Below are 14,205 nucleotides of genomic sequence, written 5' to 3'. Positions count from 1 at the left end.
GCCCGGTGGCGCGCGCCAAGCCCCTGAAGGCGGCGCCGGCGCCTGAGGCAGGCGAAGCCTTTACTCCGCGCGGATTCCCGCCGCGCGGATCACCGGCGCCAGCGTCGCCTTCTCCCGCGCGATCAGCGCGGCGAAATCCCCGGGCGTGCCGCCGCCGAGGAGGGCGCCCTGCTGCGCCAGCCTGCCGCCCACCGCCGGGTCGCGCAGCGCCGCCGTCACCGCCTCCGCCAGCCGCAGCAGGATGGGGTCGGGGGTGCCGGCGGGGGCGACCAGGCCGAAGGCGGTGCCGAAGACGAAGTCGAAGCCGCCTTCCGCCATGGTCGGCACATCGGGCAGTTGCGGCAGGCGCCCCGGCGTGGCCACGGCCAGCGCGCGGACGCGGCCGGCGGTGATCTGGCCGAGGATGTTGGGCAGGTTGTCGATCGCCATGTCGATCTGCCCGGCCACCAGATCCGTCACCGCCGGCGCGGCGCCGCGATAGGGGATGTGCTGGATGTCGGTGCCGGTGGTCCGCTTGAACAGTTCCAGCGCCAGGTGAAGGCTGCTGCCCGGCCCGGCGGAGCCCGCCGTCAGCACGCCCGGCCGCGCCTTCGCCGCGGCCACCACATCGGCGACGCTGCGCCACGGGCGGTCCGGCGCCACGCACAGCACCTTCGGCGTGCTGGCCAGCAGCACGATGGGCGCGAAGGCGGTGTCCGTCTCGAAGGGCATGCTGCGGTAGATGAACTGGTTCACCGCCACCGGGCCCAGCGAGGTGGCCAGCAGCGTGTGGCCGTCCGGCGCCGCCTTCGCCACCACATCGGCGCCGATATTGCCGCCGGCGCCGGCCCGGTTCTCCACCACCACCGGCTGTCCCAGCCGCTCCGTCAGGCGCTGGGAGATGGCGCGCGCCAGCACATCCACCAGCCCGCCGGGCGGGAAGGGCACCACCAGGCGCAGCGGCCGGGTGGGCCAGGCCTGGGCGGCGGCGGGCCATGGCGCGAGGGCGGCGGCGGCCAGCAGCCCGCGTCGGTCGATCCTGATGCTTCGCATTCTCGGTCCTCCCTGTCGTGTGGTGGTGGTGGTGGCGGCCGGGTTCCCTCTCAGCTCTTGTGGTAGAGGGTGGGCACGGCCGCATCGACGACGACCTCGACCAGCCTCGGGCCGGGCGCGGCGCAGGCTTCGGCCAGCGCGGCATCCAGATCCGCGGCGCGGGTCACCTGCACGCCGGGGCAGCCCATGCCGCGAGCGAGGCTGACGAAATCCAGGCCCGACAGGTCGATGCCCGGCACGTCGCGCACCTGCAGCACCTGGCCGAAGCTGCGCATGGCGCCGTAGCCGCCATTGTTGATGACGATGACGGTGAGGTTCAGCCCTTGCTGCACCGCGGTCCACAGCGCCTGCGGGGCATACATCATGGACCCGTCGCCGATCAGGCAGACCACCGGCGTGCCGGGCTGCGCGAGCGCGATGCCGACCGCACCGGGCAGGGAATAGCCCAGCCCGCCGCTGGCCATGGTGAAGAAGCTGCCCCAGCGCACCCTCGGCATCTGCGCCTGCATCGCCGGGCGGTGCGAGGGCGCCTCCTCCACCAGCACCGCCTCCGCCGGCATGGCGTGGTGCAGCCGGTGCAGCAGGTATTCGGCCGGGATGGGGTCTGCGGGTTCGGGCGGCGCCGGCCGCGGCCGCGGCGCGGGCAGGGGGCGCCTCGCGCCAATCGGCGCGGCGGGCAGGGCGGCCGTCAGCGCCGGCAGGGCGAGGCCCAGCGCGCCCAGCACGCTGGTGCCGGCCGGCGCGGCGCAGGCGGCCTCGGCATCCGTGGTGAAGTGCCAGATCGGGATGGCGCTGCGGAAGATCGCGGCCTCCCCCCCCACATGGAAGGTGAAGACCGGCGCGCCCACCACCAGCACCAGGTCGTGGCGCATCAGCCGGTCGGAGACCGCCTGCGGCGCCGCGGGCAGGAAGCCGGCGAACAGCGGATGATCCTCGGGGAAGGCGATGCGGGCGGCGAAGGGGCTGGTCAGCACCGGCGCGCCCAGCCGCTCCGCCAGCGCCACCAGGGCGGGGCCGGCGCCTTCCTGGTCCACCTCCGGCCCCGCCACCAGCACCGGGTTGCGGGCGCCGGCCAGCGCCGCGGCCGCCTCCGCCAGCAGGGCCGGGTCCGGCGCCATGGCAGGGGCGACGCGGCGCGGGATCACCGGCTGGCAGGGGGCGCCCCAGTCATCCGCCGGGACCGAGACGAAGGTGGGACCCCAGGGGCGCTGCATCGCCACCTGCCAGGCCTGGGCGATGGCGGCCGGCACGTCCTCGGCCCGCGCCGGCTCGATGCTGAACTTCACATAGGGCTTCGGGAAGCTGGCGGCCTCCACCGCGCCCAGGAAGGGGTGGTTCGGCAGCAGGGCGCGCTGCTGCTGGCCGGCGGTGATGACCAGCGGCGCCTGGTTGCGCCAGGCGGTGAAGACATTGCCCAGCGCATGGCCCACCCCCGCCGCCGAGTGCAGGTTGACGAAGGCGGCGCGGCCGGTGGCGCGGGCGAAGCCGTCCGCCATGCCGACCACGCAGGCTTCCTGCAGGCCGAGCACGTAGCGGAAATCCGCCGGGAATCGGTCCAGGAAGGGCATTTCCGTGGAGCCCGGATTGCCGAACACCGTGGTCATGCCGGTCTCGCGCAGCAGGTCCAGCACCGCCTGGCGCACCGTGGTCGTCATGCGCCGATCCCCTGGATGATGCGGCGCAGCACCGCGACGAAGGCGGCGCGGTCCGCCGGCCCGACCAGCGCCTCCAGCGCCGCGTCATGCGCGGCGGCGTGGTGGCGCAGCCCTTCCAGCACCTGGCGGCCGACCTCCGTCAGGGTCAGCGCATAGCTCCGGCGGTCCTGCGGCGGCCGGTCGCGGCGGATCAGGCCACGGCGTTCCAGGTCCGCCAGGGCCGGGGTCAGGGTGGATTTGTCGCGCCCCGCCGCGGCGCCGAGCGCGGTCTGGGAGATGCCGGGATTGGCCGCGATGATGACGAGGATGGAGTAGCGGCCGGGGCGCAGCGCCGCCTGGCCGGTGCGCGCGGCGAAGGCGTCGAAGGCGGCTTCCTGGGCGAGGCGCAGCAGGAAGCCGAGCTGCACGCCGAGCGGGCCGAGCTGCACCGGCAGCTGCCCGGCTGGCGCCTCATGCGCCAGAGCGAGGCGCGGCGCGGCTGGCGCCTCGGCCATGCGGCGCGCCTTGCGGGCCGGCTGCGACATCCCCGGGGGTCCTCCCGCTTCGGCGGCTGCTGCCGCGCTTGGCGGGGATGGTAGGATATCCAACGATCCGTTCAAGCCTTATCCGCGCGGCGCCATGCCCGCTTCAGATCGGGACCATGTGGTTGTCCCAGCGCAGGCCGGCGAGGAAGGGGTTCTCCAGCCGCCGCTGCGTGCCGTCGGCGGCCACCAGCACGCCGCCGCCAAGCCCGGAGGTGACCAGGAAGCCGCCCGGCGCCGCCGCCACGCCGCAGCCATCGCGCAGGGTGAAGGCGGCGCGGACCCGGCGGCTTGCGGCCTCGATCACCAGCCCCGCTCCGCCGCGCGGGCTGGTCACGGCGAACAGCGTGCCATCGGCGCTGGCCGCGGCGCTGCCGATGTAGTGGTCCAGCAGGCCCCAGCCTGCAGCCGGCCCGGGCAGCACCGCCAGCCCGGCCGCATCCACCAGCGCCACCAGCGGCGGCCGGTCCTGCCGCGGGCCTTCATGCTGCATGGCGATGGCCACCGTGCCATCCGGCGCCAGCGCCAGATGGCGCAGCGACAGGCTGGCATCCTGCGCCACCCGGTGCCGCGCCAGGAGGCGGCCGGAGCCGGTGTCCAGCCGCACCAGCGAGCTGTCGAACGCCTCCAACTCGAATCGGGTGCGCGGCAGCCGCGGATCGGTGCGGATGCCGCCATTGGCGACCCAGATGGAGGCGCCGTCCGGCGCCAGACGCACATCATGCGGATCGGCGCCGCCGGTCGGGAATTCGCCGATGCGCGCATAGCCGCGCCGCACGGCATAGACGCCGACCACGCCCTCGCCCGTCGCATCGATCTCGCTGGCCCAGAGCGTGCCGCCATCGGCGGAGAAGGCGCCATGGCCGCAGAACCAGCGCCCCGGCGCGCGCTCCACCACCTGGCGCAGCGCGCCGGAGGCGGGGTCCAGCACCAGGGCGAAGTGGCCGGGGCGGCGGGCGAACAGCACGGCGGTGCCGCCATCGGGCCCGACCGCCGCGCCATGGCCGCGCGCCGGCATCGCGCTTTCGAAACGCTTCGCGCCGTCCGCGCCGAAGGCGGCCACGCGCCAGCGGCCCTCGGCATCGGCGGCGGCGGCGAGGAAGCCGGCCTCGGCCGCCGGCGCCGGGCGTGCCAGGGCCAGGAAGGGCAGGGCGAGCGCGGCGCGGCGGGGCAGGGTGGTCATCAGTCGCCATCCATCGAATTGAAGCCCACGGGCAGGCCGATGGCCGGCGCCACGCGCTCCGTCAGCAGGCGGCGCGCCTGACCGCTGGCCAGCAACAGCGCCTCCACCGCGGCGCGCCCGGCCGGCTGCACCACGGCTTTCTCGAGGCTGGGGGCGATGGCGGCGGCGGCGGCCTCGGCGGCGGCATAGCCCTGCGCCACCTGGGCGGCGAGCGGGGCATCCTGCGCCGCGACCAGCGGCGCGAAGCCGGTGCGCCACAGCTCCGCCTGCGCCGCCAGCCCGGCCTGGACCAGGGCCAGGGAGGCACCGCTGCGCCACGCCTCCGTCCGGCGCGGAAAGGCCTGGCGGGCGGTGGCACCGAGCGCGCGGGCCACCTGGCGCTCGCCGAGGAATTCGAGCCCGCCATGCAGGCTCTTGAACAGCACCAGCAGGCCATCCTGCGGGCTGCGGAAGACGCCGCCCGGCGTGCCTTCCAGCTCGGTGCCGAACGCCCCGCCCTGCGGCGCCCATTCCTGCTGCATGGCCTGCGCGATGGCCAACAGATTGGCGCCGATGGCGGCCAGCAGGCGGCGGCGGAAGGCTTCGTCGGGGGCCAGCAGGCGGGGCGCCGCCTCGCCGAACAGCAGGCGCTCCGCCGCCGGCAGGCCCTGGGCGGCAACGCGGCCGCGGGCGAAGGCCTGCGGCGTGATGGACTCGGGGTCACCCTCCCGCAGCAGCTCCGCCAGTTCGCGCGTGGTGGCGTTGCGCGGGTCCGGGAACAGGGTGATGCGGAAGCCGTGGTCGAAGGCCTCCATCGGCCCGAAGCGGAGGTGTCGGATGCCCTGGAAGGCCAGGGCCAGCGCCGCCCAGACCGCCCGCGCCGCGTCGGCCCGCGCCGCCTCCGGCGCCGTGCGCAGCGCCGCGGTCGCCGAGGCGAAGGCCGCCGCCGCCGCGGTGAAGGCCGCGTGGCGCGGCAGCACGTGCCGGCTGACGGCAGCCCGCAGCGCCGCGCGCGCGGGCTCCATCGGCTGGGCCCATGCGGATCCCGCCAGGGCCGGCAGGGCCAGAAGCGCGGCGAGGGCGCGGCGGGTGGGCATCACAGGCTCTCCAGGAAGGCCAGCAGCGCGGCACGCTCCGCGCGGGGCAGCGCGGCCACGGCATCGCGCGCCGCCTGGGCTTCCCCGCCATGCCAGAGGATCGCCTCCAGCACGCTGCGGGCGCGGCCATCATGCAGCAGCTGGGTGTGGCCGCTGACGCGCAGGGTGTGGCCCAGCCCCCAGAGCGGCGGGGTGCGCCATTCGCGCCCATCCGCCGCGCCTTCCGGCCGGTGGTCGGCCAGGCCCTCTCCCATGTCGTGCAGCAGCAGGTCCGTGTAGGGCCAGATGCGCTGGTGCGAATGCTCCGGCCGCCCGGGGATGGCGCCGGTGGTGAAGCTCGGCCGGTGGCAGGCGGCGCAGCCGGTCTCCCGGAACAGGGCACGGCCGCGCATCACCTGCGGCGTCGGCGCGGCGCGGGCGGGGACGCCGAGGTTGCGGGCGTAGAACACCACCAGCTCGAACAGCCGTGGATCGACCTCCGGCCCGCCATCCTCCGGCGCGCCATGCGGGGCGGTGCGGCAATCGGCCTGGGCGGCGGTGCATTCGCCGGCATGCGCCGGGTTGATGCGGGTGGACAGGCCCATGTCGGCGGCGAAGGCGTCCGCCACCTGGTCCGGCAGGGTCGGCGCCTGCGCCTTCCAGCCGAAGCGGCCGAGCGCGGGGATGCCGAGATGCGCGCTCCACACATCCGCCGCGCGGCCGGAAATGCCGTCGCGGTCGTGATCCTCCGGATCCGCCCCGGCACGGATCGCCGCCGCTGGCACCGCTTCCAGCAGGCCGAGTCCGATCATCGGCGGGGCCACGCGGGGCGAGAGCATCAGGCCGGGCGCCGGCGGGCCATAGCCCCAATCGGCGATGTGCCAGGCGGGGCGGCGCAGCGAGGCCGTCTCGCCACCGGCCAGCGGCACCGGCTGTTCCGTCCAGTCGACCCGCACGCGACCTTCCGCCGGGTGGCCGGCGATGCCGAAGGTCTGCAGCTGCAACCCATAGGTCGGGTCCGGGTCGGCCGGCAGCCAGCCCGGCGCCGGGCCCGGGCCGCGCGCCTGGCCGGGGGGCACGGACAGGCGGACCAGCAGGGAGGAGGCGGGCTCCCCCGGCTCCGGCGGCCGGCCGCGGCCGTCGCGCAGGTGGCAGGACTGGCAGCCGCGCGCATTGTACAGCGGCCCCAGCCCGTCGGAACTGGTGGTGGAGGAGGGGGAGGAGACCCAGAGCTTGCGGAAGACCCCGTCGCCCAGCTTGAAGTCGAACTGCCGTTCCAGCGCCAGGCTGGCGGAGGGCAGGGAGAAGGCGCGGGCATCGCCGGTGTCCCGCACCGTGGCGGTGCCGCCGGGGGCGAGCTCCGCCGGGTCCGGCCCGTCATCCGCGGCGACGGCGCCGGCCAGCAGCAGGGCGACCGCCGGAAGGAGAAGGCGCATGGTCAGGGGCGCCGGACCGCCGCGGGGTTGTCCAGGCTGTCCGAGCCTTCGAAGCTGGTGCGCAGGCGCAGGCCGCCGGCGATGCGCTCGATGGTGCGGGTCTGCGCCAGCAGCGCGTCGATGCCGGCCTGGAGCAGGGCATTGCCGGCGGCATTGCCCTCGCCCAGCATCTGGTCATAGGCCTCCACCGTCTCGGCCCGCGTCCTGATCGCCTGGAAGGCGGCCAGCGTGGCGTCCAGCCGCGTCCGCATCTCGAGGTCCAGCGCCGGCAGGGCGGCGCGGACGAAGCCGGTCATGGCCGGGCCGCGCAGCGTGGTGCCATCGGTGCGGCGGTATTCGCCGAGATAGACGGCGCGCATGCCGACCACGTTGTTGAGATGGCTGTTGTGGGTGTTGTCGGAGAAGCAGTCATGCTCCTCCTCCGGATCGTGCAGCAGCAGGCCAAGCTTCATCCGCTCCCCGGCCAGCTCGCCATAGGACAGGCTGCCGAGGCCGGTGAGGATGGCGGCCAGGCCGGCATCCGGCCCCTGGGCGGTCACGGCGCGGCGGGCGGCGCCGTCCGGTGCCCAGTCGGCCACCATCGCCTCCAGCTCCGCCACCAGCATGGCGGTGACGGTGGTGAGGTAGGCGGCGCGGCGTTCCGGGTTGCCGCCGGTGTTGTCCGGCCCCACCACATAGTCCGTATGGGGGCGGCGGCCGGCGCCCGGGCCGGTGCCGTTCAGGTCCTGGCCCCAGAGCAGGAATTCGATGGCGTGCCAGCCGATGGCCACATTGGCCTCCACGCCACCGATCTCATGCAGGGCGGCGAGCACCTCCGGCGTGATGGTGGCGACGTCGATCGTCTCCCCGGCATGGGTGATCCGGCGCGAGGCGATGATGTTGGCGGTGTAGAGCGGGTTCTCGTCGTTGCTGTCGCCATAGGTGTCGCCGGCGACGTAGTCGATCAGCCCCTCATCCAGCGGCCAGGCATTCACCCGGCCTTCCCATTCATCCACCACCGGGTTGCCGAAGCGGTAGCATTCGGTCTGCTGGTAGGGCACGCGGGCGGCGATCCAGGCCTGGCGGGCGGCTTCCAGCGTCGCGGCGGAGGGGGCCGCCACCAGCCGCGCGACGGCGGCCTGCAGGGCGCGGGCGGCGGCCAGGGCATCGGCATACATCGCCTGTGCCATGTCGCCATAGGTTGCCAGGATGGCGCGTTTGGAGGGGGCGGCCTGCGCCCGGGCCAAGCCGGCCGGCAGCAGCAGGCCGGCGGCGAGCAGGGCGCGGCGGGTGGCCCTAGGCGCCGCGGGGAAGCGTTGGGCCGGGGGGCGCGCGGTGTCGCTGCGGCGGCTTGGCATGGCGGGACCTTTCCGCGATTGAGAACCAGTTGCATGTAGACCCGCGCCGGCGAGGCCGCAACCAGGCGCATCGAGGCGTCGCGCCAGCCGGATCCCGCCGCGGCCAGGGGACGATGCGGTGTTGACAGCCCTCCGCCCCGGCCTGAGAGAACCAGGATGGCCCCGCGCAAGCCTCGTAGGGTGTCTCCCGGACTTGGCCCCCGCCGGGCGATCGATGCGGGGCAGGCCGCCGCGCGGCCGGGGTCGCCGCCCGTCGACGGGTTGCAGCCCCCGCCCGCCGAGGGGGCAGGCGGCGTTCCGGCCGAGGTGGCGCAGTTCCAGCTTTTCGCGGAAGCCATGCCGGCCATGCTGTGGATCGGCGATGCGGAGGGCCGCTGCGTCTACCTCAATGCCGCGCTCCGCGCCTTCTGGGGCGTCGCCTCGGCGGAGGGCTTCACCTGGGAGGCGACGCTGCATCCGGAAGATGCCGCCGACCTCTTCGCCGTCTTCGACACCAGCCTGCGCGACCGGACCGCCTTCGTGGTGGAGGCCCGCTACCGCCATGCCTCCGGCACCTATCGCTACCTGCGGACGGAGGCCAGCCCGCGCTTCGGCCCGGAAGGCCGCTTCCTGGGCATGATGGGCGTGAACGTGGACGTGACGGAGATGCGCGCGGCGGAGGCGGCGGCGCGGGAAAGCGAGGCGCGCCTGCGGGCGATGTTCGATGCCTCCCCCTTCGCAGTCTTCGTGCTGGACCCTGTCACGCACCGCATCCTGGACGTGAACGAGCGGGCCTGCCGGGACTACGGCTACAGCCATGCCGAGTTCTGCGCGCTGCGCATCGGCGACATCGACGTGCTGGGCGACGCCACCGCCATCCGCGCCCGTGGCCGCTGCAGCGTGGTGGGGCCGAGCGCGCAGGAATTCGAGGCCCGGCACCGCACCCGCGATGGCACGGTGCGGGACGTGCTGGTGCGCGCGCAGGGCATCCGCGTGGGCGGCCGGGACCTGACCTATGGCGCGCATATGGACATCACCGCGCGCAAGCAGGCCGAGGCGGCGCTGCGCAACAGCCAGGCCCGCCTGCGCCTGGCGTTGGAGGCGGCGGAATTCGGCACCTGGGAATATGACATCCGCGCCGACCAGGCGAGCCGGAGAGGCCTGCTGGCGGAGGACTTCCCGGAGCTGACCGAGGGCTTCAACCTGCAGACCTGGCTGGCGCCGATCCACCCCGAGGACCGCCAGATGCTGGAGACGCGGCTGCGCGAGGTGATCGAGGGCCGGACGGCGCGCTACGATGTGGAGTTCCGTCTGGTCCGCCCGGATGGCGGCTGGCGCTGGATCGCCTCCCGCGGCACCGTCGTGGAGACCGATCCCGCCACGGGCGCGCCTTTGGTGCTGGCCGGGGTGGCGCGGGACGTGACCGAGGTGCGGCGCGCCCAGGAACGCCAGGCGCTGCTGGCGCGGGAGGTCGACCATCGCGCCAAGAACGCGCTGGCCGTGGTGCAGGCGGCGCTGCGCCTGACGCGTGCCCCCGACCTGCCCAGCTACATCCGGGCGATCGAGGGACGCGTCGCCGCCCTGGCGCGGACCCAGACCCTGCTGGCCGAAAGCCGGTGGAGCGGCGCCGATCTGCGGACGCTGCTGGATGGCGAGATCGCCCCCTTCGTGGTTGACCAGCGCGTGGCGCTGTCCGGCCCCGCCGTGGGGCTTTCGCCGGGCCTGGCGCAGGGGCTGGCCATGGCGGTGCACGAGCTGGCGACCAATGCCTTGAAACATGGCGCGCTCTCGGTCCTGGGCGGCCATGTGGCGATCGCCTGGCGCCTGCACGGGGCCGCGGGCGATGGGCAGCGGCTGAACCTGTCCTGGACCGAGGCGGGCGGGCCGAAGCTGGCGGCCCCGCCGCAACGCCGCGGCTTCGGCTCCCGCGTGCTGGAAGCGACGGTGGCGCACCAGCTGGGCGGCACGGTGACGCTGGACTGGCAGGCGGAGGGGCTGGTCTGCACCCTGGACCTGCCCCTGCACCCGCGCCGCCAGCAGGCCGGCTGACCGCCGATCCGCCGCGGGCGTCGTGTCCAGCGCGCGCAGCCGTGCCGCGGGAGTTGCCGCCCGATCCTGCCGGCGGCCTTCCCGAAGCTCCTCAGGGCTGGATGCGGCCCGCCACCTCGAGATCCCCGCCCTCGGCCCGGCGCAGCACCACGCCCTCGCCGGAGGCCGGGAAGATGCCGGTCAGCGCGGTGATGTTCACCTGGTGGGTGACGACCACCAGCGCTCCAGGGCCGGACCAGCCCCGCAGCAGGCGCCGCGCCGCCTCGGTCTGCGCGGCGACGGTGCTGCGATCGGCGAAGAAGGAATCGAAGGCGGGCTCGCCGGCCACGCGGCCCGGGAAGGCCAGCGCCGCCGTGTCCTGCGCGCGGCACCAGGCGGAAGCCAGCACCGCGCCCACCGCGATGCCCCGTTCGCGGAAGGCGGCGCCGATGCGTCGCGCCTGGGCCCGGCCGGCGGCATCCAGGTTGCGCTGGGTGCTGCAATCGCCAAGGCGCATTCCCGGCGGGTCGCCGCCGCCGGGCGCGATGGCGTGGCGGAACAGTACGATGCCGCCCTGGCGCAAGGCCGCCCAGCCCGGCTCAGCCTCCGCCCTCGCCGACAGGGGCGACAGGGCAGACAGCAGGAAGGCCCGGCGGGCCAAGGCGTGCAACCGTGACATGGTGCGCATGTCGGGTGGCCGGCCCGGCTGTGAAGGGGGGCGGCATCGCCGCGACCTGGCGCAGCCTCCGCGCCCGGCGCGCGCGGGCCTGACCGAGCAGGCCCTGGGCGGCGTGACAAGGCCCGGCCAGGGGCACGCTGACGATCAGGCGGGCTTCGGCCAGGCCTGCTCGCCCAGGTCCCAGAACAGGCCTGCCGCGATCTCCAGCCCCTCCCGCATGATCGGCAGCAGCGCATGCTCGTTCGGCGCATGCTGCGAGCAGCCGCTGTAGGAATGCGGGATGTAGACCGTGGGCAGGCCGAGCGTGATGGCGAAGCTGTCATTCGGCAGCGACCCGCCGGCATTCGGCACGATCATCGGCGCCTTGCCGGTGCTGCGCAGGATGGAGGCCGCGACCAACTGCGGCCAGGGCCCGTCCGGGTCCATCCGCGTCGCCGCCCATTCGGCGCCGGAGCGCACCGCCTCCACCGCCACGTCGTCGAAGCCGGCTTCCGTCAGATGGCGGCGGATGGCGGGGACGAAGGTGGCGGGGTCGCGATCGACCGTGTAGCGGATCTGGCAGCGCGCGAAAGCCTCGGGCGGCACGGCGTTGACCGGCGCTTCCGGATGGCCGCATTGGAAGGCGAGAACCTCGAAGGTGTTCCACCCGAAGACCTTCTCCGCCGCCGTCAGGCCGCGCTCGCCCCACCAGTGGTTGATCTCCGGCCCGTCCGCGCCGCCATCGACGCGGCACTGCGCGAGCGCCGCGCGCACGCTGTTCGGGATGCGCTCCGGCAGGATGTCGCGTGCCAGCACATGGCCGTCGCGGTCGATGATGGCGGCGATGGCATGCGCCAGGCGCACGCCGGGGTTGGCCAGCAGACCGCCCCAGTTGCCGGAATGATGCCCGCCTTCGCGGTACTTCACCCGCAGGTCGAGCGCCAGCGCGCCGCGCGTGCCCAGCACCAGCGCCGGGGTCTCCGGCACCAGCCGCGGCCCGTCGGAGGCGATGAGCACATCCGCCTTCAAAGCCTCCCGATGCGCACGGCAGAATTCGTCGATGCCGGGGGAGCCCACTTCCTCGCTGGTCTCCAGCAGGATGGTGACGTTGAAGCCGAGCTTGCCGCGCGTGTTGAGCACGGCTTCCAGCGCCGCCAGGTTGCAGGCATGCTGGCCCTTGTTGTCGACGATGCCGCGGCCGTAGAGCCGATCCCCGCGCTGCGTCAGCACCCAGGGCGAAAGCCCCTCCAGCCATTCGGCATCCAGCCCGCGCACCGTGTCGCCATGGCCATAGGTCAGCAGCGTCGGCAGCGCCGGATCCTCGATCCGCCGGCCGATCAGGAAGGGGCCGCCCCTGCCGGTGGGGTTGGGGTGGACGGAGCAGGTGAAGCCGATGCGCGCCAGGTCCGGCGCCATCTCCGCCTCCAGGTAGCGCCAGAGATGCGGCCCGCTGTCCGGGTCCTGGCTCGCGGTCGGGATGGCGACGCGCCGCGCCAGCAGCGCCAGCAGGCTGCCGTCTTCCAGCATGCCGCGCGCGGCGGCGATGGCGGCCTCGCGGCTCATGCGCCGGTGGCCTGCTGCACGCGGCGCGTGGCGGCGCGCAGCGCGGCGACGAAGCGGTTCTGCCCGCGCATCAACTCGACCTGCGCCGGCTTCTGCAGCGCGGCCTCCAGCGTCGGCAATTCCGCCGCCACGGCAAGGCCGGGCAGCGGCGGCACGGTGAAGGCCGGGTCGTGCGCGAAGCGCGCCTCCCGGGTGTAGTTGATCGGCACCAGGATGCGGGACAGGTCCTGCACCGCGGCATTGCGCGCCGGCAGCGGCGCGGCTTCCAGCCCGGCCAGCGCCGCGCGCAGCCCGGCCACGGCCGCGCGGGCGGGGGCGAGGTCGGCGGCACCCTGGGACGCCTTCTCGTAGCCGGCGATGGTGGCGTCGAATTCGTCGCAGGTGGCGGACCAGTCGAAGGGCAGGGCTTCCGCATTGGCGATGCGCAGCACGGACAGAAGGTAGATCTTCATGTCCGTCATCAGCACGTCCTGGTCGGCGATCTCCAGCGTGTCGTTCTCCGTGTGCCAGGCGATGTTCGCGCCGCAGCCGGAGACGTCGTAGTAGCCCTTCTCCTTCCGCAGGGCCTCCGGCATCGTGCTGGACAGCATGAAGAAGCTGGGCAGGCCGATGTTGTTGAAGGAATAGTCGCCGGCCTGCGGCGGCCGCATGGTGCGGATATCGGCATCCGGCACCACGTCGCGGATCGCCTGCGTGGCCAGCGCGGCGCTTTCGGAGAAGGCGCGGGTCTGGTGGTAGGAGGTGGCCCAGCGGCAGCCGGGGCTGTCGCAGTTGATCTGCGCCAGGCAGTTCTCGTCGAGGTCCTGCGCGAAGGCATCGGTGAACCAGGTGGAGCCGGCATAGCGGCCGGTGGAATGGCCGGGCCACCAGGCGATGCGCACGCTGCGCTTCAGCTCGCCGCGCTTCGCCCACAGCACGCGGGCGATCTCCAGCATCGTCGCATCGCCGGTGGCGTTGTCGCCGACGCCGACCTCCCAGGAATCATAGTGGCCGTGCAGCAGCACGAACCTGTCCGGCTCCTCGGTGCCGGGGATGCTCACCACGGGGATGCTCTGCGGGAACCAGCCTTCCAGCATCTCCGTCATGATGGTGGCTTCGCCGCCGGCCTCGGCCAGCGCCATCAGCTTCAGGCCGTCCGGGTTGTTCACGGCGACGACGGGGATCTTCGGCTTGCGCGGCAGGTCATGCAGGTCCGGGCTGCCCCAGATGGTGGTGCAGGTGCCCCAGTGGATGTCGATGCCGGGGTTCACCGCGATCAGCCCCACCCCGCCCCATTCCTCGATCAGGCTGGTCAGCGCCGGGTTGCCGAAGCCCTGCATGATGACGATCTTCCCGCCCACCATGCGCTTCGCCTCCTCCACCGAGGTGATGGAGCCGCCGAACAGCGTGGCGATGTCGCGGGAGTAGGAGCGCAGCGCCTTGGGATTGGCCGAGAGCTTCACCAGCGGCGCGGTGCGCCCGCCCGGCACGGACAGGGCGGAGGAGGGCGGCTTGGCGCGGTAGCGCACGCCGCCCGCCGTCACGGCGGCGTCCAGCGGCACGGACAGGCAGATATCCGGCGTGTGGACCGCCACCGGGATGCCGTGCCGGCGCAGCTTCTCCACGATGATGTCGGCGGCCTGGTTCACATCCTCCGGCCGCCAGCGATGCATCCCCGCGAAGGTGGTCACCAGGTCCCAGGGCGCGTCGAGGGTGACGGCGTCCAGGAAGCGTTGTTCCTCGGCGGTGATCGGCATGGCGGGGTCCCCTCTCGCGGCG

Annotated in this window: 11 protein-coding genes; 1 reads left to right on the top strand and 10 read right to left on the bottom strand. The window is 74.2% G+C overall.

What is annotated here, in order from left to right; all coding sequences use genetic code 11:
* Nucleotides 1–60: 60 nt before the first annotated feature.
* The 7 genes from HEQ75_RS10225 to HEQ75_RS10195 form a co-directional block, all read right to left on the bottom strand.
* Complete coding sequence (locus HEQ75_RS10225; RefSeq protein ID WP_168029975.1) at nt 61–1,032, bottom strand: Bug family tripartite tricarboxylate transporter substrate binding protein; 972 nt, start codon at nt 1,030–1,032, stop codon at nt 61–63.
* Between the two features lie 50 nt (nt 1,033–1,082).
* A complete protein-coding gene (gene mdlC, locus HEQ75_RS10220) occupies nt 1,083–2,687 on the bottom strand; it encodes a benzoylformate decarboxylase (protein WP_168029973.1) in 1,605 nt (534 codons plus the stop codon).
* Nucleotides 2,684–3,211 carry a MarR family winged helix-turn-helix transcriptional regulator gene (locus HEQ75_RS10215; protein ID WP_168029971.1) on the bottom strand — a complete coding sequence of 176 codons (528 nt, stop codon included), beginning with the start codon at nt 3,209–3,211 and terminating at the stop codon, nt 2,684–2,686. Before HEQ75_RS10215 ends, mdlC begins: the two co-directional genes overlap by 4 nt.
* 103 nt (nt 3,212–3,314) lie before the next feature.
* Nucleotides 3,315–4,391 (bottom strand): DUF1513 domain-containing protein, encoded by a 1,077-nt coding sequence (locus HEQ75_RS10210; protein WP_168029969.1) that lies wholly within the window; start codon nt 4,389–4,391, stop codon nt 3,315–3,317.
* Nucleotides 4,391–5,467: an imelysin family protein gene (locus HEQ75_RS10205; protein ID WP_168029967.1), complete on the bottom strand. Its 1,077-nt coding sequence runs from the start codon at nt 5,465–5,467 to the stop codon at nt 4,391–4,393. The genes HEQ75_RS10210 and HEQ75_RS10205 overlap by 1 nt, the downstream gene beginning before the upstream one ends.
* Nucleotides 5,467–6,882 (bottom strand): di-heme oxidoreductase family protein, encoded by a 1,416-nt coding sequence (locus HEQ75_RS10200; RefSeq protein WP_168029965.1) that lies wholly within the window; start codon nt 6,880–6,882, stop codon nt 5,467–5,469. The genes HEQ75_RS10205 and HEQ75_RS10200 overlap by 1 nt, the downstream gene beginning before the upstream one ends.
* Nucleotides 6,883–6,884: 2 nt before the next feature.
* Nucleotides 6,885–8,219, bottom strand: a complete 1,335-nt coding sequence (locus HEQ75_RS10195; protein ID WP_168029963.1) for an imelysin family protein — start codon at nt 8,217–8,219, stop codon at nt 6,885–6,887.
* A gap of 261 nt (nt 8,220–8,480) precedes the next feature.
* Here HEQ75_RS10195 and HEQ75_RS10190 point away from each other — a divergent pair, with 261 nt between their 5' ends.
* Nucleotides 8,481–10,247, top strand: a complete 1,767-nt coding sequence (locus tag HEQ75_RS10190; protein ID WP_168029961.1) for a PAS domain-containing sensor histidine kinase — start codon at nt 8,481–8,483, stop codon at nt 10,245–10,247.
* Nucleotides 10,248–10,338: 91 nt separating this feature from the next.
* Here the strand turns inward: HEQ75_RS10190 and HEQ75_RS10185 are convergent, their stop codons facing one another.
* The 3 genes from HEQ75_RS10185 to HEQ75_RS10175 form a co-directional block, all read right to left on the bottom strand.
* Entirely contained in the window at nt 10,339–10,905 is a 567-nt protein-coding gene (locus HEQ75_RS10185) for a histidine phosphatase family protein (RefSeq protein ID WP_168029959.1), read from the bottom strand.
* Nucleotides 10,906–11,049: 144 nt separating this feature from the next.
* Nucleotides 11,050–12,447, bottom strand: a complete 1,398-nt coding sequence (locus HEQ75_RS10180; protein ID WP_168029957.1) for a M20 family metallopeptidase — start codon at nt 12,445–12,447, stop codon at nt 11,050–11,052.
* Nucleotides 12,444–14,183: a M28 family metallopeptidase gene (locus HEQ75_RS10175; RefSeq protein WP_168029955.1), complete on the bottom strand. Its 1,740-nt coding sequence runs from the start codon at nt 14,181–14,183 to the stop codon at nt 12,444–12,446. Before HEQ75_RS10175 ends, HEQ75_RS10180 begins: the two co-directional genes overlap by 4 nt.
* Between the last annotated feature and the right edge of the window lie 22 nt (nt 14,184–14,205).

Source organism: Falsiroseomonas selenitidurans, assembly GCF_012103215.1.
Classification (GTDB): Bacteria; Pseudomonadota; Alphaproteobacteria; order Acetobacterales; family Acetobacteraceae; genus Falsiroseomonas; species Falsiroseomonas selenitidurans.
This window is presented reverse-complemented; position numbering and strand designations above follow the sequence as displayed.